17 protein-coding genes are annotated in these 19857 nt (G+C 73.4%); 7 read left to right on the top strand and 10 right to left on the bottom strand.

Going from position 1 to position 19857, the window contains the following annotated elements; translation table 11 throughout:
• Window positions 1-92: 92 nt before the first annotated feature.
• Entirely contained in the window at window positions 93-2594 is a 2502-nt protein-coding gene (gene pepN / locus IE249_RS02665) for an aminopeptidase N (RefSeq protein ID WP_189703112.1), read from the bottom strand.
• A gap of 803 nt (window positions 2595-3397) precedes the next feature.
• Window positions 3398-3733, bottom strand: coding sequence for a chorismate mutase (locus tag IE249_RS02660; RefSeq protein WP_189703111.1), 336 nt, complete (start codon window positions 3731-3733; stop codon window positions 3398-3400).
• Between the two features lie 123 nt (window positions 3734-3856).
• On the opposite strand from IE249_RS02660, the gene IE249_RS02655 reads away from it, so the two are divergent.
• The gene (locus IE249_RS02655; RefSeq protein ID WP_189703225.1) at window positions 3857-4756 is read left to right on the top strand and encodes a hypothetical protein; all 900 of its coding nucleotides are present in this window, start codon (window positions 3857-3859) and stop codon (window positions 4754-4756) included.
• Window positions 4757-4765: 9 nt separating this feature from the next.
• On the opposite strand, the gene IE249_RS02650 is transcribed toward IE249_RS02655, so the two are convergent.
• Window positions 4766-5758, bottom strand: coding sequence for an SDR family oxidoreductase (locus IE249_RS02650; protein WP_189703110.1), 993 nt, complete (start codon window positions 5756-5758; stop codon window positions 4766-4768).
• Window positions 5755-6525 (bottom strand): SDR family oxidoreductase, encoded by a 771-nt coding sequence (locus IE249_RS02645; protein ID WP_189703109.1) that lies wholly within the window; start codon window positions 6523-6525, stop codon window positions 5755-5757. The genes IE249_RS02650 and IE249_RS02645 overlap by 4 nt, the downstream gene beginning before the upstream one ends.
• A gap of 101 nt (window positions 6526-6626) precedes the next feature.
• On the opposite strand from IE249_RS02645, the gene IE249_RS02640 reads away from it, so the two are divergent.
• From IE249_RS02640 to IE249_RS02625, 4 genes are read left to right on the top strand one after another with little or no spacing between them, the layout of a single operon-like run.
• The gene (locus IE249_RS02640; protein WP_189703108.1) at window positions 6627-7370 is read left to right on the top strand and encodes an enoyl-CoA hydratase family protein; all 744 of its coding nucleotides are present in this window, start codon (window positions 6627-6629) and stop codon (window positions 7368-7370) included.
• A gap of 5 nt (window positions 7371-7375) precedes the next feature.
• Window positions 7376-8224 carry a CoA transferase subunit A gene (locus IE249_RS02635; protein ID WP_189703107.1) on the top strand — a complete coding sequence of 283 codons (849 nt, stop codon included), beginning with the start codon at window positions 7376-7378 and terminating at the stop codon, window positions 8222-8224.
• Window positions 8221-9003: a CoA-transferase subunit beta gene (locus IE249_RS02630; RefSeq protein ID WP_189703106.1), complete on the top strand. Its 783-nt coding sequence runs from the start codon at window positions 8221-8223 to the stop codon at window positions 9001-9003. Before IE249_RS02635 ends, IE249_RS02630 begins: the two co-directional genes overlap by 4 nt.
• On the top strand, window positions 9003-10061 hold the full coding sequence (locus IE249_RS02625) for an NAD(P)H-dependent flavin oxidoreductase (protein ID WP_189703105.1): 1059 nt from the start codon (window positions 9003-9005) through the stop codon (window positions 10059-10061). Before IE249_RS02630 ends, IE249_RS02625 begins: the two co-directional genes overlap by 1 nt.
• Before the next feature lie 135 nt (window positions 10062-10196).
• Here IE249_RS02625 and IE249_RS02620 read toward each other — a convergent pair whose 3' ends face one another.
• The 3 genes from IE249_RS02620 to IE249_RS02610 are packed head-to-tail and all read right to left on the bottom strand — an operon-like array spanning window position 10197 to window position 12834.
• Window positions 10197-11354: an acetyl-CoA C-acetyltransferase gene (locus tag IE249_RS02620; RefSeq protein ID WP_189703104.1), complete on the bottom strand. Its 1158-nt coding sequence runs from the start codon at window positions 11352-11354 to the stop codon at window positions 10197-10199.
• Between the two features lie 23 nt (window positions 11355-11377).
• The gene (locus IE249_RS02615) at window positions 11378-12013 is read right to left on the bottom strand and encodes a TetR/AcrR family transcriptional regulator (protein WP_189703103.1); all 636 of its coding nucleotides are present in this window, start codon (window positions 12011-12013) and stop codon (window positions 11378-11380) included.
• 26 nt (window positions 12014-12039) lie between these two features.
• A complete protein-coding gene (locus tag IE249_RS02610) occupies window positions 12040-12834 on the bottom strand; it encodes an SDR family oxidoreductase (RefSeq protein WP_189703102.1) in 795 nt (264 codons plus the stop codon).
• A gap of 73 nt (window positions 12835-12907) precedes the next feature.
• Here IE249_RS02610 and IE249_RS02605 point away from each other — a divergent pair, with 73 nt between their 5' ends.
• Entirely contained in the window at window positions 12908-14047 is a 1140-nt protein-coding gene (locus tag IE249_RS02605) for an acyl-CoA dehydrogenase family protein (protein WP_189703101.1), read from the top strand.
• On the top strand, window positions 14047-15021 hold the full coding sequence (locus IE249_RS02600; protein WP_189703100.1) for an acyl-CoA dehydrogenase family protein: 975 nt from the start codon (window positions 14047-14049) through the stop codon (window positions 15019-15021). Before IE249_RS02605 ends, IE249_RS02600 begins: the two co-directional genes overlap by 1 nt.
• A gap of 79 nt (window positions 15022-15100) precedes the next feature.
• Here the strand turns inward: IE249_RS02600 and IE249_RS02595 are convergent, their stop codons facing one another.
• The 3 genes from IE249_RS02595 to IE249_RS35950 form a co-directional block, all read right to left on the bottom strand.
• On the bottom strand, window positions 15101-15826 hold the full coding sequence (locus tag IE249_RS02595; RefSeq protein WP_189703099.1) for a vWA domain-containing protein: 726 nt from the start codon (window positions 15824-15826) through the stop codon (window positions 15101-15103).
• Between the two features lie 114 nt (window positions 15827-15940).
• Window positions 15941-17404 carry a glutamate synthase subunit beta gene (locus IE249_RS02590; protein ID WP_189703098.1) on the bottom strand — a complete coding sequence of 488 codons (1464 nt, stop codon included), beginning with the start codon at window positions 17402-17404 and terminating at the stop codon, window positions 15941-15943.
• On the bottom strand, window positions 17397-19857 hold a 2461-nt coding region (locus tag IE249_RS35950), incomplete at its 5' end, for a glutamate synthase-related protein (protein ID WP_268249661.1). The genes IE249_RS35950 and IE249_RS02590, both read right to left, overlap by 8 nt.

The following is a 19857-nucleotide window of genomic DNA, read 5'->3' as shown; positions in this document are numbered from 1 at the left end:
CCGGGGGGCCGAGCCTAGAAGGGCGCCCGGCTCGCCGCGCGGTCGGCGGGCCGGGCGTGGCCGGTTCCTTCTGCCGGCGTGCTCCTGCCGTGTCACGCCTCCCTGACGCGCAGCGCCCGGGCCAGGTCGTCGAGCTGGTCGACGAGCCTGCGGCGCAGTGCGGGCGTGGGGTCGCCGTCGCTCAGACAGGCCTGGCCGAGGCTCAGGTGGCCGGCGTCGACGGCGTGGGCGGGGAAGGCCCAGTGCCCGGCGGCGCGGGCGATGGCGGGTCCGCGGCGGGCGGCGACGGCGACCGCGGCCTCGTAGTAGCGCGGCACGTAGTCCCGTACGAGATCGGCCTGTTCGGGTTGCCAGAAGCCCTGGGCGGTGGCGGCGAAGAGGTAGTTGGACAGGTCGGCGCTCTCGTCGTCGGTGAACATCGCCTCCCAGGCGGCGCGCTTGGCATCCGGGTCGGGCAGGGCCGCGCGGCAGCGGGCGGCGCCCTCCCGTCCGGTGGCGGAGGGGTCCCGTTCGAGTTCGGCGGAGATGGCGGCCTCGTCGGTGGCGCCGAGGACGGCGAGCCGGGCGAGGACGCGCCAGCGCAGCTCGGGGTCGAGTTCGGGGCCGCCGGGGACGGTGCCGTCGGCGAGCCAGGCGGCGATGGTGTCGGGGTGGGCGGCCACGTCGATGAACTGGCGTACGGCGATCAGGCGCAGGCCGGGGTTGTCGCCGTCCTCGGTGCGGCGGATGAGGTCGCGGCACAGGCCGGCGAGGGTGGCGAGGGCGGCGGGCCGCTGCTCGGGGGTGAGGTAGCGGTCGGCGATGTGGACGCGGGCGAAGGCGAGGACGGCCTCGGCGAGGGCGAGGTCGGTCTCGTGGGGCAGATGGGCGCGGGCGGTGTCCAGGTAGGCGGTGGGGGGCAGTTCGCCGTCGCGGACGGCGTCCCGGAGCGCGTTCCACACGATGGCGCGGGTCAGCGGGTCGGGCAGGCCCGACAGGTGGTCGCGGACGGTCCGGAAGGAGTCGGCGTCGAAGCGGACCTTGGCGTAGGTGAGGTCACCGTCGTTGAGCAGGAGCAGCGCGGGGCGCTTGCCGATCGGGTGGGGTTCGCCCAGCGGGACGTCGAGGTCGAGGCGGGTGCGCAGGGTGAGGCGGCCCTCGTCGGTGAGGTCGGGGTCGTACAGACCCGCGGCGATGCGGTGGGGGCGGCTGCCGTGGTGGTCGACGGTGAGGACGCAGGTGCCGTCGGCGGCGGGGGTGACGCGCGGGGTGAGGGTGTCGACGCCGGTGGTGCGCAGCCAGGCGTCGGCCCAGGCGTGGACGTCACGGTCGGTGGCGGAGGCGAGGGAGTCGATGAAGTCGGCGAGGGCGGCGTTGGCGAACCGGTGCCGGGCGAAGTGGGTGTTGATGCCGGCGAGGAAGTCCTTCTCGCCGAGCCAGGCGACCAGTTGGCGCAGGGCGGAGGCGCCCTTGGCGTAGGAGATGCCGTCGAAGTTGAGCAGGGCGGAGGCGGTGTCGTCCACGGCCTCGGGGGCGACGGGGTGCGTCGAGGGGCGCTGGTCGGCGTCGTAGCCCCAGGCCTTGCGGGAGACGCCGAACTCGGTCCAGGTGTCGGTGAAGCGGGTGACCTCGGTGGCGATCTGGTAGCCCATGTACTCGGCGAAGGACTCGTTCAGCCAGATGTCGTCCCACCACCTGAGGGTGACGACGTTGCCGAACCACATGTGGGCCATCTCGTGGGCGACGACCACCGCGCGGGTCTGCCGCTCGGTGTCGGTGACGGCGGAGCGGAAGACGAACTCGTCGCTGAAGGTGACCAGGCCCGGGTTCTCCATGGCGCCGGCGTTGAACTCGGGGACGAACGTCTGGTCGTAGGAGTCGAAGGGATAGGGCTCGTCGAACTTCTCGTGGTAGCGGTCGAAGCAGGCGCGGGTGACGTCGAGGATCTCGTCGGCGTCCGCGTCGAGGTGCGGGGCGAGGGAGCGGCGGCAGTGGATGCCGAAGGGCAGGCCGCGGTGCTCGGTGCGGACCGAGTGCCAGGGGCCCGCGGCGACGGCGGCCAGGTAGGTGGAGATACGGGGCGTGGTGGCGGCCTTCCAGACGCCGTCCCCGGTGTGCTCGGTGACGCCGTTGGCGAGGACGGTCCAGCCCTCGGGCGCCTTCACGGTGAGGTCGAAGACGGCCTTGAGGTCGGGCTGGTCGAAAGCGGCGAAGACGCGCTGGACGTCGTCGAGGAAGAGCTGGGTGTAGACGTAGCTCTCGCCGTCGGCGGGGTCGGTGAAGCGGTGCATTCCCTCGCCGGTGCGGGAGTAGCGCATCGAGGCGTCGACGCGCAGTTCGTGCTCGCCCGGGGTGAGGTTCTTCAGCGGCAGACGGTTCTCGGCGAGGCCGTCGGGGTCGAGGGGCTGTCCGTCCAGGGTGACGGAGCGCAGCTGCGCGGGCTTGAGCTCGACGAAGGTGTCCGTGACGTCCTGGCCGGCGCGCACGGTGAACCGGATCGCGGTCAGGGAGTCGAAGGTGTCGTCCCCTACGGTCAGGTCGAGGTCGACGCTGTAGTGGTGGACGTCGAGGAGCTGGGCACGAATCTGCGCTTCGTCGCGCGTGAGTACGGACATGCAGGCCATGCTGCCCGATGCCCCCGAGACACCACGAGGGGGTTTCACCGACAGGAAACCCCCACGCGCCCGAACGCCCCCTCGAACACCGATGCGCTACCCACGCGGGGGCGCGACGCGCCCCGTGCGGGGGCGTGGCGCCGGCCGCGCGGGGCCGGGGGGCGCGCTTGCCGTGCGGGGGCGTGGTACGGGCCTCCGCTGCCCGCGGGGCGGGCGGGGGCGTGGTACGGGCTGGACACTGCCCACGTGGGCGAGGCGTGGCGTCGCACATCCCGCCCGTGCCGGGGCGGGGGCACGCTCTTGCCCCGCGGGGGCGGTGCTTGGCGCTGTGCTTGGCATACGGCGGGTATGCAGGGCTTCGCCCATCCCGCGCGGGGGGAAAGCGGCGGGGAGTGCTGCCCGCTCGGGGCGGGGGCAGCGGGGGCGCTCCCCACACGAGGGCCCGCTCGCTGCTGTGTCTCCCCTGCGGCCGCTGCGTTGGGCTTCGCCCCGCCCGCGTCGGGCGCGGTGCGGGATTCCGCGCTGCCCGCGCGGGCACGGTGGTTGACGCCACGCCCCGCGCGGGTCGCTGTGCCGTGAGCGGGACGTCGTGCTTGCTGCGCGAGCGCGGCGCGGGGGTCGCCGTCCCCGCGCGGCGACGATTTCGCGACCCCGCGCGGGGACGGCATGCTCCCCGCGCGGGCGCGATCCCCGGTTTCCCCGCGCGGCCTTGCGGGGCCCGGCGCGGGTGCGTGGCGTGGCGCTGGTGTCGCGTGACACGCCACCCGCGCGGGCAGCACGAAGCCTTGCGCGGGTGGTGCGGGTCAGCCGGCGCCAGGGGTCGTTTCGGCGATGCGTTCGTGGTGGTGGATCACCTCGGCGACGATGAAGTTGAGGAACTTCTCGGCGAAGGCCGGGTCGAGTTTGGCGTCCTCGGCGAGGGCGCGCAGGCGGGCGATCTGGCGGGCCTCGCGAGCCGGGTCGGCCGGCGGCAGCTGGTGGGCGGCCTTGAGGTGCCCGACCTGCTGGGTCGCCTTGAACCGCTCCGCGAGCATGTGGACGACGGCCGCGTCGATGTTGTCGATGCTGTCGCGCAGCCGCGTGAGCTCCGCGAGGACCGCGGGGTCGACGTCACCGGTACCGGTGCTGCTGGTGGTCATGGGCGTCCACCCTACGGGGTGGACGCCGGTCCGATCATGGGCGTACCGGCCACCGGACCGGAACCGGCCGGACTGCGCATAAAGTGGGAAGGAGCCCTGGGCGGCGTCTTTGGGGGTACGGACGTGGCGGACGACGGACCGGTCGAGCACGGCTACCCGCACCTTGACACGGTGCGCGCCGCGATCACGGCGCTCTACAAGCGGCTGTCCTACGACACCGTCCGCACGTTCTCGACCAGCGTGGCCCCGGCCGACGTGGCCTTCTGCGACACGGACGACCTGCACCTGGGCGCCCAGCGCGTGGCCCGTGAGCTGGTGCGCCACTACCGGCTCCCGGACGCCCGCCTGATCGTCAGCTTCCGCGAGATGAAGCACGCGGCGAACGTCGAGCTGGCCGTCGGCCCCGAGTACTTCGTCGAGCTGAACGACCGGTTCCGCACCCACCGCGAGGACATCGGCGCGGCCCTGGCGCACGAGGTGATGCACGTCTACCTGCACCGCCTGGACCTGTCCTTCCCCGGCCTCCGCGACAACGAGATCCTCACCGACACCGCCGCCGCCTACCTGGGCGCGGGCTGGCTGCTGCTGGACGCCTTCCGCGAGCACGGCTCGGCGTCGCAGAAACTCGGCTACCTCACTCCGGAGGAGTTCGGCTACGTCCTCGCCAAGCGGGCGCTGTTCTTCGGCGAGGACCCCTCGACGTGGTTCACCAGCCCGCAGGCGTACGAGGCGTACGTCAAGGGAATGGCGCGGGCCCGCCGCGACGAGCAGCAGCCGCCCCTGACTGCGGCGGGCTGGGCGGGCCGCCGCCGCTACGCACGCGACCGTCGGCACGCCCAGGAGCACGGCCGCGCCCAGCTCGTCCCGTCCGGAGTGCCGTACTCCTTCACGGCGGACGGGCACGAGCCGCTGCGGGTCTCCTTCCCGTGCCCGACCTGCCATCAGCGGATCAGGGTGCCGGTGCGGGGCCGGATGCGGGCGCGGTGCGCGCTGTGCCGGACGGTGCTGGAGTGCGACACCTGACCGGTGCGCTCACCCCGTGCCGTACACCCGCCCCGGCGCCCGTGCCTCGGTGAGAAGCCTGCGCACCGTCTCCCCCGCCTCGGCCGGTGACCAGCGGGCGCCCTTGTCGGCGGTCGGCCCGGGGTGCCAGCCCTCCATGACGGTGATCCGGCCGGCCTCCGCCTCGAAGACACGGCCGGTGACACCGGCGGCGGCCGCGGAGCCGAGCCAGACGACCAGCGGGGAGACGTTGGCCGGCGACATCGCGTCGAAGCCGGCGGCGGTGGCCGGCGCGGCCATGGTCTCGGCGAAGGTGTGCTCGGTCATCCGGGTGCGGGCGGCCGGGGCGATCGCGTTGACCTGGACGCCGTAGCGGGCGAGTTCCGCGGCGGCGACCAGGGTGAGGCCGACGATTCCGGCCTTGGCCGCGCTGTAGTTGGCCTGCCCGAGCGACCCGAGCAGGCCGGCGCCGCTGCTGGTGTTGACGACGCGGGCGGCCGGTGTCCGCCCCGCCCTGGACTCGGCCCGCCAGTGCGCGGCCGCGTGCCGCAGCGGCAGGAAGTGGCCCTTGAGATGGACGCGCAGCACGGCGTCCCAGTCGTCCTCGTCGAGGTTGACGAGCATGCGGTCGCGCAGGAACCCGGCGTTGTTGACGAGGGTGTCGAGCCGTCCGTAGGTCTCCAGGGCGGTGCTGACGAGGGAGGCGGCGCCCGCGGTGGTGGCGATGTCACCGGCGTGCGCCACCGCCTCACCCCCGGCGGCCCGGATCTCGGCGGCGACCTGCGCGGCGGGGCCGCCCTGCCGCATCAGCCCCTCCTCGGCAGACGTGCGGTCCCGGTCCGCCCCGGCGGACGTACGGTCCCGGTCCGCCCGGGCGTCGGGGTGGCGCCCGTCGAGGCGTACGCCGAGGTCGTTGACGACGACGCGTGCGCCCTCGGCGGCGAAGGCGAGTGCGTGGGCGCGGCCCAGCCCGCGTCCGGCGCCGGTGACGACGACGACCCGGCCGTCGCAGATTCCGCTCATCGGCCCTCTCCCTTCTCCTTGTTGACCGTCGCCGCGGCCAGGAACGCCGGCCGCTCCCCGCCGCCGTGCACGAGCAGGCTCGCTCCGCTGATGTAGGCGGCCGCGTCGGAGGCGAGGAAGACGGCGGCGGCGCCGACGTCGGCCGGTGCGGCCATACGGCCGAGGGGAATGGTGCGGCCGACGGCCGCGATGCCTTGCTCGTCGCCGTAGTGGAGGTGGGAGAGCTCGGTGCGGACCGGGCCGACGACGAGGGTGTTGACGCGGATGTCGGGGGCCCACTCGACGGCCATGGAACGGGCGAGGTTCTCCAGCCCGGCCTTGGCGGCGCCGTAGGCCGCCGTGCCGGGCGAGGGCCGGGTGCCGCTGACGCTGCCGATCATGACGACACAGCCGCGGGTGCGGGCGAGGTGGGCGCGGGCGGCGAGGGATGCGGTCAGCGGGGTGAGGAGGTTCAGCTCGATCACCTTCGCGTGCCGCTCGGCGTCCGCGTCGGCCAGCAGGCGGTACGGCGCTCCGCCCGCGTTGTTGACGAGGACGTCGAGCCGGGGCAGCGCGTCGAAGAGGGCGCGTACGGCGGGTGGGTCGCGCAGGTCGCAGAGAGTGAAGTCGACGCCGGGCAGCGGGGTTTCGGGGGGCCTGCGGGCACAGGCCACGACATGGGCGCCGGCCGCGGCGAAGGCGCGGACGATCCCGGCGCCGACGCCTCGGGTGCCACCCGTGACGACCACGGTTTTTCCGCTGAGCGGCGGGTGGGGCGAGTTTTCCACAGGGCCTCCCGCTCGGTTCGTGCGGCTGCTAGCTTCGAAGGACTTCGCACCTAACAAATGTTTGGTGGAATACCACCTGAGTGAAGGTAGCTGATGCGCCCATGGGTGTCTCCCTCACGGCCGCGGAAAGCGGGATTTCCGTCGTCACGGTCGACTTCCCGCCGGTCAACGCCCTGCCGGTGAGCGGGTGGTTCGCGCTGGCCGACGCGGTGCGCGCGGCCGGCCGCGACCGGCGGACGCGCTGCGTCGTGCTGGCCGCCGAGGGCCGCGGGTTCAACGCGGGCGTGGACATCAAGGAGATACAGGAGGGCGGCCACACCGCCCTGCTCGGCGCCAACCGTGGCTGCGCGGAGGCCTTCGGCGCGGTGTACGAGTGCGAGGTGCCCGTGGTGGCGGCGGTGCACGGCCACTGCCTGGGCGGCGGCATAGGCCTGGTGGGCAACGCGGACGCGATCGTGGCGAGCGAGGAGGCCACCTTCGGCCTGCCCGAGCTGGACCGGGGCGCGCTGGGCGCGGCCACGCATCTGGCCCGGCTGGTCCCCCCGCATCTGCTGCGCGCCCTGTACTACACGGCCCGCACGGTGACGGCGGCCCAGCTGCACGCGCACGGCTCGGTGTGGCGGGTGGTGGCGAGGGAGGAGCTGCGGGGCGCGGCGCTGGAGCTGGCCGGTGAGATCGCGGCCAAGGACGGGGAGCTGGTGCGGCTGGCCAAGGCGGCTCTCAACGGCATCGACCCGGTGGACGTGCGCCGCGGCTACCGCTTCGAGCAGGGCTTCACCTTCGAGGCGGCGCTGAGCGGGGCGGCCGGCCGGGTCAGGGACACCTTCGGCGGGAAGGGGCGGTGAGACGGGTGGGCGACAAGACGATGACGGCGGACGAGGCGGTCTCCCGGCTGCGCAGCGGTATGACGCTGGGCATCGGCGGCTGGGGCTCGCGCCGCAAGCCGATGGCGCTGGTCAGAGCGCTGCTGCGGTCCGGCGTCACCGATCTGACACTGGTGTCGTGCGGGGGTCCGGACGTCGGCATGCTGGCGGCGGCCGGGCGGGTGCGCAGACTGGTGACCGCCTTCGTGACGCTGGACTCGGTCCCGCTCGAGCCCAACTACCGGGCGGCCCGGGAGAGCGGGTCGCTGGAGCTGACGGAGGTCGACGAGGCGATGTTCCTGTGGGGGCTGCGCGCGGCGGCGAACCGGCTGCCCTTCCTGCCCGTGCGGGCGGGCATCGGCTCGGACGTCGTGCGGCCCGGCTCCGGGCTGCGCACGGTGACCTCGCCGTACGACGACGGGGAGGTGTTCGTGGCCATGCCGGCCCTGCGGCTGGACGCGGCGCTGGTGCACCTCAACCGCGCGGACCGGCGGGGCAACGGCCAGTATCTGGGCCCCGACCCGTACTTCGACGACCTGTTCTGCGAGGCGGCCGACGAGGCGTACGTCTCCTGCGAACGCATCGTGGACACCGCCGAGCTGACGAAGGCCGCCGCGGTGCAGACCCTGCTGGTCAAGCGGCACACGGTGACCGGCGTGATCGAGGCGCCGAACGGCGCCCACTTCACCTCCTGCGCCCCGGACTACGCGCGCGACGAGGCCTTCCAGAAGCACTACGCGACCACGCCCTGGCCCCGGTTCGCCGAGCGTTTCCTGGGCGGCGACGAGCGGGCCTACCGGTCGGCCGTGCGGTCCTGGCAGGAGGCGGACCGATGAGCCGCTCCCCCGCCCGCGCCACCGCCGATGCCTCCGTCGCCCCGCCCACGCGCGCCGAGTACTGCGTGATCGCCTGCGCCGAGGCCTGGCGCGGCGCGGGCGAGATCCTGGCCGGCCCGATGGGCACGGTCCCCTCGGTGGGCGCGCGGCTGGCCCGGCTCACCTTCGCACCGGACCTGCTGCTGACCGACGGCGAGGCGCTGCTGATCGGCCCGGACGGCACGGTGGAGGGCTGGCTGCCCTACCGGCAGCATCTCGCCCTGGTCACCGGCGGCCGGCGGCACGTGATGATGGGCGCGAGCCAGCTCGACCGGTTCGGCAACCAGAACATCTCCCGCATAGGCGGGGGTTCCCCGCCCCGCCGGCAGCTGCTGGGCGTGCGCGGAGCCCCGGTCAACACACTGAACAACCCGACGAGTTACTGGGTGCCCCGGCACTCCCGGCGGGTCTTCGTGGAGAAGGTCGACATGGTGTGCGGTGTGGGGTACGACAACGCGGCCCGCCATCCGGCCACGGCCCGCTTCCACGACCTGCGGCGGGTCGTGTCCGATCTGGGGGTGTTCGACTTCGGCACCCCGGACCGTGCGATGCGGCTGGTCTCGGTGCATCCGGGGGTGACGGTCCAGGAGGTCCGGGAAGCCACGGGTTTCCCCCTGGCCGTCCCGGATGAGGTGCCGTGCACCCGGGAGCCGACGCGGGAGGAACTGCGGCTGATCCGGGAGGTGATCGACCCCGGCGGCATGCGGGGCCGTGAGGTGCCCGAGGGGACGGGGCGCTGATGGAGACCGCGCTGACCCGGCTGGTCGGGGTCCGGCACCCGATCGTGCAGAGCGGGATGGGATGGGTGGCGGGACCGCGTCTGGTCTCGGCGGCGGCCAACGCGGGAGCGCTGGGCATCCTGGCCTCGGCGACGATGACACCGGACGCGCTGCGCTCGGCGATACGGAAGGTCAAGTCCCGTACGACGGCGCCTTTCGGGGTGAACCTGCGGGCCGACGCTCAGGACGCCGACGAGCGGGTGCGCATCCTCATCGAGGAGGACGTGCGGGTGGCGTCCTTCGCGCTGGCCCCGTCCCGGGAGCTGATCGCCCGGCTGAAGGAGGCGGGAGTGGTCGTCGTCCCGTCCGTCGGGGCGCGGCATCACGCCGAGAAGGTGGCCGCGTGGGGGGCGGACGCGGTGATCGTGCAGGGCTGGGAGGGCGGCGGGCACACCGGCGGGGTGGCGTCGACGGTGCTGCTGCCGCAGGTCGCCGACGCGGTGGGGATACCGGTGGTGGCGGCGGGCGGCTTCTTCGACGGACGCGGACTGGTGGCGGCCCTGGCGTACGGGGCGGCGGGCGTGGCCATGGGCACGCGGTTCCTGCTGACGTCCGACTCGACCGTGCCGGACGCGGTCAAGGCCCGGTATCTCGCGGCGGAGGTCGGGGACGTCACGGTCACCCGGGCGGTGGACGGTCTGCCGCACCGTGTGCTGCGCACGGAGCAGGTGGCGGCGCTGGAGCGGCACGGCAGGGTGCGGGCGCTGGCCGAGGCGGTCCGGCGGGCGGCCGCGCTGCGCGGGGTGTCCGGGCTGACCTGGCGGGCGATGGTGCGGGACGGCCGGGCGATGAGGCACGGCCGGGGGATGTCCTGGGCACAGGTGCTGCTCGCCGCGAACACCCCGGTGCTGCTGCGGTCGGCGATGGTGGACGGCCGCACCGACCTCGGGGTGATGTCCGCCGGACAGGTCGCCGGGGTGATCGACGACCTGCCCTCGTGCGCGGAGCTGGTGGAACGGATCATGGACGAGGCGGAGGAGGTGATGCGCCGGCTGGAGTCGGCCGGAGCCACGCGGTGACACGGCGAGCGGACTCGGCGGGCGCCACTGACGCGCCCGCGGAACCGGTCCGAGCCACTCGGTGACGCGCCCGCCGGAGCCGGCCCCACCGCCGGAGCCGCCCGAGCCGCTCGGTGACGCGACCGCCGGGGTCCGTCAGAGGCGTTCGATGATGGTCACGTTGGCCTGGCCGCCGCCCTCGCACATGGTCTGCAGGCCGAAGCGGCCGCCGGTGCGCTCCAGTTCGTGCAGGAGGGTGGTCGTCAGCCGGGCGCCGGTGGCGCCGAGGGGGTGACCGAGGGCTATGGCGCCGCCGTTGACGTTGACCTTGCCGGGGTCGGCGCCGGTTTCCTTGAGCCAGGCGAGGACGACGGGGGCGAAGGCCTCGTTGATCTCGACCAGGTCGATGTCGTCGAGGGTGAGGCCGGTCTTCTTCAGGGCGTGGGCGGTGGCCGGGATCGGGGCCGTGAGCATGCGGATGGGGTCCTCGCCGCGCACCGAGAGGTGGTGCACGCGCGCCCTGGGGCGCAGGCCGTGTTCGCGCACCGCGCGTTCGGAGGCGAGCAGCAGGGCGGCGGCACCGTCGGAAACCTGGGAGGAGCAGGCGGCGGTGACGGTGCCGCCGGGGAGGACGGGCGCGAGGGCGGCCATCCTGGCCGGGGAGGTGTCACGGCGCGGGCCCTCGTCGGCCAGGACGTCGCCGTAGGGGACCGTCTCCCGCTCGAAGCGGCCCTCGTCGATGGCGCGCAGGGCACGGCGGTGGGAGCGCAGGGCGTACTCCTCCTGGTCGTGCCGGGTGATGCCCCACTTGGCGGCGATCATCTCGGCGCCGGCGAACTGGTTGACGGGCCGGTCGCCGTAGCGGGCGCGCCAGCCCTCGCTGCCGGCGAAGGGGCCCTGGGTGAAGCCGAGGGGTTCGGCGGCCTGCCGGGTGGCGTAGGCGATGGGGATCTGCGACATGTTCTGCACCCCGCCCGCGACCACCACGTCCTGGGTGCCCGACAGCACGCCCTGGGCGGCGAAGTGCAGGGCCTGCTGGGAGGAGCCGCACTGCCGGTCGACGGTGACGCCCGGTACCTCCTCGGGCAGTCCGGCCGCCAGCCAGCAGGTCCGGGCGATGTCCCCGGCCTGCGGTCCGACGGCGTCGAGGCAGCCGAAGACGACGTCCTCGACGGCGGCCGGGTCGATGCCGGCGCGGGCGAGGAGCGCCTTGAGGACATGGGCGCCGAGGTCGGCCGGGTGGACGGCGCTCAGTCCTCCCCCGCGCCGTCCGACGGGCGTGCGGACCGCTTCGACGATGTAGGCCTCGGCCATGCCAACTCCCTCTACGGAAAGGACTATTCGCGTACGGCGATCCCGTCCAGCACCATCGACAGGTACTGCCGGGCGATCTCCTCGGGGCTGTGCTGTCCACCGGGCCGGTACCAGGACGCGGCGACCCACACCGTGTCCCGAACGAACCGGTAGGTGAGCCGGACGTCGAGGTCGGCCCGGAAGACCCGGGCGGTGACGCCGCGCCGGAGCGTGGACAGCCACGCCTTCTCGAACCTGCGCTGCGACTCGGCGAGGAACGCGAAGCGCTCCTGCGCGGCGAGCTGCTTGCTCTCCTTCTGGTAGATCGCGACGGCGGCGCGGTGCCGGTCGATCTCCCGGAAAGACTCGGTGACCAGGGCCTCGAGGGTCTCGCGCGGTCCTAGTCCGGCGCCGAGCACGGCGTCATAGCCGTGCCAGAGCTCGTCGAGGAAGGTGCGCAGGATCTCCTCGAGCATCGACTCCTTGGAGTCGAAGTGGTAGTAGAGACTGCCCGCGAGCATGCCCGCCTCGTCGGCGATCCTGCGGACGGTGGTGGCGTTGTAGCCGTGCTCGGCGAAGACCTCGGCGGCGGTGCTGAGGAGTTCGCCGCGGCGGGCGACGGCGGCGGCCGCCGCGGGCTTCTTCGGGGCGGTCACCTGGGGCTTCTTCTTGGTCGGCACGCGTCCATTGTGATCCGCACCGTCCCTCACGCGTGCTGGCTGCTGACGGAGACGACCTCTCCGGTCATGTACGAGGAGTAGCGCGAGGCCAGGAACACGATCACGTTGGCCACCTCCCACGGCTCGGCGGACCGCCCGAAGGCCTCCCGCACGGTCAGCTGCTCCAGGAGTTCCGGCGAAGCCGCCCTGGCCAGGTGCGGGTGCACGGCGAGACTGGGCGAGACGGCGTTGACCCGCACGCCGAACCGGGCCGCCTCGACCGCCGCGCACCGGGTCAGCGCCATCACGCCGGCCTTCGCGGCCGCGTAGTGCGCCTGCCCCGCCTGGGCGCGCCAGCCGGTCACCGAGGCGTTGTTGACGATCACTCCGCCGCGCTCGGGGTGGTCGCGGAAGTGCCGCAGGGCGGCCCGGGTGCAGCGGAAGGTGCCGTTGAGCGTCACGTCCAGCACGCGTGACCACTGCTCGTCGCTCATGTCGACGAGGTCGGAAGTGCCGCCGAGGCCCGCGTTGTTGACGAGGACGTCCAGCCGTCCGTGGGTGTCCTCCGCCGCCGCGAACAGCGCGCGCACCTGCTCCTCGTCGGTCACGTCGCACGGCGTGGCGTACACCCGGCCGGGACCGAACTCCCCGGCGAGCCGCGCCGCGTGCTCCTTGAGCCGCCTGGGGTGCGCGTCGCTGATCAGCACGCGCGCGCCCTCCTCAAGGAACCGGCGCGCGGTGGCCCCTCCGATGCCCGTACCGGCGGCAGCGGTGACGACGGCCGTGCGCCCGCTGAGCAGTCCGTGTCCGGGGACGTACGCCGGACCCTCGACGTCTGTCATACCGCCACGCTAACCTACCAAACACTTGTTAGGGAAGGTGCCGCACGACTGCCGGGAAGGGAGCGCGCCGCCCGTGGACCTCACCCACTGCCCCGCCGACGAGGCCTTCCGCGCCGAGGCCCGCGCCTGGCTGGCCGGCCATGTGCCCGCACACCCGCTGCCCTCACTGGAGACCGGTGAGGGCTTCGCGGCCCACCGCGCCTGGGAGGCCGAACTCGCCGCGGACCGCTGGTCGGTGGTCTCCTGGCCCGAGGAGTACGGCGGCCGGGGCGCGGACGTGATGCGCTGGCTGGTCTTCGAGGAGGAGTACTGGGCGGCGGGCGCCCCTGGCCGGGTGAGCCAGAACGGCCTCGGCCTGCTCGCGCCGACCCTGTTCGAGCACGGCACCCCCGAGCAGCGGGCGCGCGTGCTCCCGTCGATGGCGACCGGGGAGGTGGTCTGGGCGCAGGCGTGGTCCGAGCCGGAGGCCGGTTCCGACCTGGCCGCGCTCCGCTCCCGGGCGGTGCGCGCGGACGGCGGCTGGCTCCTGAGCGGGCAGAAGACGTGGTCCTCGCGCGCGGCCTTCGCCGACCGCGCCTTCGGCCTGTTCCGCAGCGGCCCCGGAGCGCCGAAGCCCCATCAGGGGCTCCTGTACGTGATGTTCGACCTTCAAGACCCGGGGGTGACCGTCCGCCCGATCGGCCGCCTCGACGGCAGACCCGCGTTCGCCGAGTTGTTCCTGGACGAGGTGTTCGTGCCCGACGAGGACGTCATCGGCGAGCCCGGCGAGGGCTGGCGGGTGGCGATGTCCACGGCGGGCAGCGAACGCGGCCTCACCCTGCGCTCGCCCGGCCGCTACCTCGCCGCCGCGCGCCGCCTGCACACACTGTGGCGCACGCTCGGCAGCCCGGAGCACGTGCGCGACCGGGTGGCCGACGCGCTGTCCGGCGCCCGCGCCTACCAGTTGTCCGCCTACGCCCACGCCTCCCGTCTCCTCGAGGGCGGCACCGTCGGCGCGGAGGCCAGCATGAACAAGGTCTTCTGGTCCGAGCTGGACCTCGTGCTGCACGAGACGGCCCTCGATCTGCTGGGCGAGGAGGGTCAGTTCGCGGACGGCGCCTGGTCCGAGGGGTACGTCTTCGCGCTGGCCGGGCCGATCTACGCGGGCGCCAACGAGGTGCAGCGCGACATCGTCGCCGAGCGGCTGCTCGGCCTGCCGAGGGGGCGGCGCTGATGCGTTTCCTGCCGACCGCCGAACAGCGTGCGTTCGCCGCCTCGCTGGACGCGATGCTGACCGCCGCCGGCACCCCCTCGGCCGTGCGCTCCTGGGCCGCCGGCGATCACACGGCCGGGCGCGCGCTGTGGTCGCGCCTCGCCGACGCGGGGGTCTTCGCCCTGGCCGTACCGGAGTCCTGCGCGGGGGTGGGACCGCTGCCCGTGGAACTGGCCGTGGCCTTCGTGGAACTGGGCCGCCACGCGGTGCCCGGCCCCCTGGTGGAGACGGTCCTCGCCGCCGCCCTGCTCGCCGGGGACCCCAGGAGGCCGGATCCGGCGGCCGAGTTGCTGTCCGCACTGGCCTCGGGCAGGGCGATGGCCACGGTCGGGGCACCGTACGCGCTGGACGGCGATGCCGCCGACGTCGTCCTCGCCCTCAGGGACGGCGAGGTGTGGCGGGCGCCCGGCGCACGGGACGCGCGCCCCTGCCTGGACCGCGCCCGCCGGCTCACCACCCCGCTGCCCGGCGGCGAACTGCTCCTGCCCCGCACACCCCCGGCCGCCCTCGGCTGGGCCCGCCTCGCCACGGCGGCCCAGGCGATCGGCGTGGGTGCGGCGCTGCTGGACCGAACGGTCGCCCACGTCGGGCGGCGCGTCCAGTTCGGGGTGCCCATCGGCTCCTTCCAGGCCGTCAAGCACCGCCTGGCCGACGCGAAGATCGCCCTGGAGTTCGCCCGGCCCCTGCTGTTCGGCGCCGCTCTCACCATGGACGCGGCCGACGTCGCCGCCGCGAAGGGCGCGGCCTGCGAGGCGGCGTACTCGACTGCCCGTACGGCGCTGCAGCTGCACGGTGCGATCGGGTACACGGCGGAGTGCGACCTGTCGCTCTGGCTCACCAAGGCCCGTGCGCTGCGCACCGCCTGGGGCGCGCCCCACGAGTGCCGGGCCGCCGTCCTCGCCGCCGCCCTGGCCACGGACCCACCGCACCACTGACCCGGCCCCACCGCACCACTGACCCTGGCCCACCGACCCGCCCCACCGCCGACCCCACGCCCGCCGCGCCGCCGAGTGCTCAGTCCGGCGCCACGATCCCCTGCGCCCGCGCGGCCACCAGCCACTTGGGGAACTCGCCCACCAGACGGTCGTACAGCTCCGCGTCCGGCATCGCCCGCGGATCGCGGCCGGCGTGGAAGAAGCCGGCGTTGTCGACCGCCCGGCTGCCGGGCACCGGCAGTTCGTCCAGGCGGCGCAGGAAGTCGAATTGCCGGCTGTGCGGGTCGCCGAAGCCGATGAACTGCCAGAAGAGCGGGAGCTTCGCCGCCTTGCACAGATAGCGTTCCGCGGCGGCCCTGCTGGTAGGGCCGCCGTCGGTCTGGAAGACGACGAGGGCGGGGTCGGTGGCCCCGCTGTCGAGGTAGTGGTCGACGACGGCGTCCATCGCCAGGTGGTAGTTGGTCTGCCCCATGTGGCCGAGGGTGGCCACGATCCGCTCGATACGGCCGCGGTGGCCGGCGAGCGCGATCTCGCTGACCGCGTCGATGTCGGTGGAGAAGAGGACCACCGGCACCCGGCCGTCGTCGTCCAGGTGCGCCGACAGGCCGAGCACCCGGTCGGCGAGCGCCTGCACACTGCCGTCGCGGTAGTACGGCCGCATCGAACCGGAGTGGTCCAGGACGAGGTAGACGGCGGCGCGCTGCCCCTCCAGGCCGTGCTCGGCGAGCGAGGCCCCCGCCGTCTTGTACAGGCTGACCAGCGCGGGCGCGGTCTCCTCCACCTTGCTCAGACTGATCGCGGCCATGGCTTCCCCTCGGCGTGCGGACATGCGACGACGCCTGCCCGGGTCCGGTCGGGGACGGGGCAGGCGTCGTCAGTGTTCCGTACGCCGTTGTACGGGACGTCTCAGGGGCTGCCGTCAGACCGCGAGCGCGCGGTCGGTCGGGCGGATCGGGGCCGGCAGGTCGCTGGCACCGGTCAGGTACTGGTCGGCGCCGCGGGCCGCCGAGCGGCCCTCCGCGATCGCCCACACGATGAGCGACTGGCCGCGGCCGGCGTCACCGGCGACGAACACGCCCGGCACGTTGGTCTGGAAGCCGGCGTCGCGGGCGATGTTGCCGCGCTCGTCGAGCTCCAGGCCGAACTGCTCCACCAGGCCGTTCTCGCGGTCGGTGCCGGTGAAGCCCATGGCGAGGGTGACCAGCTGGGCGGGGATCTTGCGCTCGGTGCCCGGCTTCGCGGTGAGCCTGCCGTCGACGAACTCGACCTCGCTCATGTGCAGCCACTGCACATTGCCGTCCTCGTCGCCCTCGAAGTGGGTGGTGGAGACGGCGTAGACCCGCTCGCCGCCCTCCTCGTGGGCGCTGGTGACCTTGTACAGCATCGGGAAGGTCGGCCACGGCTGGGAGACCGGGTTCCGCTCCTCGCCCGGCCGGGGCATGATCTCCAGCTGGGTGACGGAGGCCGCGCCCTGGCGGTGGGCGGTGCCCACGCAGTCCGCGCCGGTGTCACCGCCCCCGATGACGACGACGTGCTTGCCCTCGGCCGAGATCGGCGCGGTGACGTAGTCGCCCTCCTGCACCTTGTTGGCCAGCGGCAGGTACTCCATGGCCTGGTGGATGCCCTTGAGTTCGCGGCCGGGGACCGGCAGGTCGCGGGCGGTGGTGGCGCCGGCCGCGATGACGACCGCGTCGTAGCGCTTCTTCAGGTCCGTGGCCTTGATGTCGCGGCCGATCTCGACGCCGGTGCGGAAGCGGGTGCCCTCCGCGCGCATCTGCTCGATACGGCGGTTGATGTGCCGCTTCTCCATCTTGAACTCGGGGATGCCGTACCGCAGGAGGCCTCCGATGCGGTCCGCGCGCTCGTAGACGGCGACGGTGTGGCCGGCCCGGGTCAGCTGCTGGGCGGCGGCCAGGCCCGCCGGCCCCGAACCGATGACCGCGACGGTCTTGCCCGACAGGCGCTCGGGGATCCGCGGGGCGACGTCCCCGGTCTCCCACGCCTTGTCGATGATGGAGACCTCGACGTTCTTGATGGTGACCGGCGGCTGGTTGATGCCGAGCACGCACGCCGACTCGCACGGAGCGGGGCACAGACGGCCGGTGAACTCCGGGAAGTTGTTGGTGGCGTGCAGGCGCTCGGAGGCGGCGGCCCAGTCCTCGCGGTAGGCGTAGTCGTTCCACTCCGGGATCAGGTTCCCGAGCGGACAGCCGTTGTGGCAGAACGGGATGCCGCAGTCCATGCACCGGCTGGCCTGCTTGCTGATGATCGGCAGCAGGGAGCCGGGGACGTAGACCTCGTTCCAGTCCTTGACGCGCTCCTCGACGGGGCGGGACCTGGCGACCTCGCGGCCGTGGTTCAGAAAGCCCTTCGGGTCAGCCATTGATCGCCGCCTCCATCATCTTCTCGGTGATCTCGGTCTCGGGCAGACCGGCTCGCTCGGCGGCGTCCTTGGCGGCGAGCACTGCCTTGTACGTGCTGGGGATGATCTTGCTGAAGCGCTCGACCGCGGTGTCCCACTCGGCGAGCAGCTTCTCGGCGACGGTGGAGCCCGTCTCCTGCTGGTGGCGGCGGACCACGTCGTGCAGCCACTGCTTGTCCGCGTCGTCCAGCGCCTCCACGGAACCGAGGTTGCCGGCGTTGACGTTGTCGCGGTTCAGGTCGATCACGTAGGCGACGCCGCCGGACATGCCGGCCGCGAAGTTGCGGCCCGTCTCGCCGAGGACCACCGCGTGACCGCCGGTCATGTACTCGCAGCCGTGGTCGCCCACGCCCTCGGAGACGACCGTCGCGCCGGAGTTGCGGACGCAGAACCGCTCGCCGGTCCGGCCGCGCAGGAAGATCTCGCCGCCGGTCGCGCCGTACGCGATCGTGTTGCCCGCGATCGTCGAGTACTCGGCGAGGTGGTCGGCCGCGCGGTCCGGGCGGACCACGACACGGCCGCCGGACAGGCCCTTGCCGACGTAGTCGTTGGCGTCGCCCTCCAGGCGCAGCGTGATGCCGCGCGGCACGAACGCGCCGAAGGACTGGCCAGCGGAGCCGGTGAAGGTGATGTCGATGGTGTCGTCGGGCAGGCCCGCGCCGCCGAACTTCTTGGTCACCTCGTGGCCGAGCATGGTGCCGACCGTCCGGTTGATGTTGCGGATGGCGACCTGGGCGCGCACCGGCTGGGCGTCGGCGGAGCCGGGCGCGGCCAGGGCGTCGGCGGCGAGCTTGATCAGCTCGTTGTCGAGCGCCTTCTCCAGGCCGTGGTCCTGGGCGATCACCTGGTGTCGGACCGCGCCCTCGGGCAGCTCGGGCACGTGGAACAGCGGCTCCAGGTCCAGGCCCTGCGCCTTCCAGTGGTCCACCGCGCGGGTCACGTCGAGGACCTCGGCGTGGCCGACGGCCTCCTCGATGGAGCGGAAGCCCAGCTCGGCCAGCAGCTCGCGGACCTCCTCGGCGATGAACCGGAAGAAGTTGACCACGTACTCGGCCTTGCCGGCGAAGCGCTCGCGCAGCACCGGGTTCTGGGTGGCGATGCCGACCGGGCAGGTGTCCAGGTGGCACACGCGCATCATGACGCAGCCGGAGACGACGAGCGGGGCGGTGGCGAAGCCGAACTCCTCGGCGCCGAGCAGCGCGGCGATGACCACGTCACGTCCGGTCTTCAGCTGGCCGTCGGTCTGGACGACGATCCGGTCGCGCAGCCCGTTGAGCAGCAGCGTCTGCTGGGTCTCGGCCAGGCCCAGCTCCCAGGGGCCGCCCGCGTGCTTGAGCGAGGTGAGCGGGGAGGCGCCGGTGCCGCCGTCGTGGCCGGAGATCAGCACGACGTCCGCGTGGGCCTTGGACACGCCGGCCGCGACCGTGCCGACGCCGACCTCGGACACCAGCTTCACGTGGATGCGGGCGGCCGGGTTGGCGTTCTTGAGGTCGTGGATCAGCTGGGCCAGGTCCTCGATGGAGTAGATGTCGTGGTGCGGCGGCGGGGAGATCAGGCCCACGCCCGGCGTGGAGTGCCGGGTCTTCGCCACCCACGGGTACACCTTGTGGCCGGGCAGCTGGCCGCCCTCGCCGGGCTTGGCGCCCTGGGCCATCTTGATCTGGATGTCGTCGGCGTTGACCAGGTACTCGGAGGTGACGCCGAAGCGGCCGGAGGCGACCTGCTTGATCGCCGAGCGGCGCGCCGGGTCGTACAGGCGGTCCGGGTCCTCGCCGCCCTCACCGGTGTTGGACTTGCCGCCCAGCTGGTTCATGGCGATGGCGAGGGTCTCGTGCGCCTCCTTGGAGATGGAGCCGTACGACATGGCGCCGGTGGAGAAGCGCTTGACGATCTCGGAGACCGGCTCGACCTCCTCGACGGGGATCGGCGCGCGGCCGGAGGCGAAGCCGAACAGGCCGCGCAGCGTCATCAGGCGCTCGGACTGCTCGTTCACCCGGGAGGTGTACTTCTTGAAGATGTCGTAGCGGCCGGAGCGCGTGGAGTGCTGGAGCCGGAAGACGGTCTCGGGGTCGAACAGGTGCGGCTCGCCCTCGCGGCGCCACTGGTACTCGCCGCCGATCTCCAGCGTGCGGTGCGCGGGCGCGATGCCGGAGGCCGGGTAGGCCTTGGCGTGGCGCGCGGCGACCTCCTTGGCGATCACGTCGATGCCGACGCCGCCGATCTTGGTGGCGGTGCCGTTGAAGTACTTCTCGACGAAGGTCTCGTCCAGGCCGACGGCCTCGAAGACCTGGGCGCCGCGGTAGGAGGCGACGGTCGAGATGCCCATCTTGGACATGACCTTCAGTACGCCCTTGCCGAGGGCGTGAATGAGGTTGCGGATGGCCTTCTCGGGCTCGGCGCCCGGCAGGAAGGTT

It is taken from the genome of Streptomyces anandii JCM 4720, assembly GCF_014650655.1.
Classification (GTDB): domain Bacteria; phylum Actinomycetota; class Actinomycetes; order Streptomycetales; family Streptomycetaceae; genus Streptomyces; species Streptomyces anandii.
The sequence above is the reverse complement of the archived record's forward strand: the minus strand, read 5'-3'. Positions and strand labels throughout refer to the sequence as shown.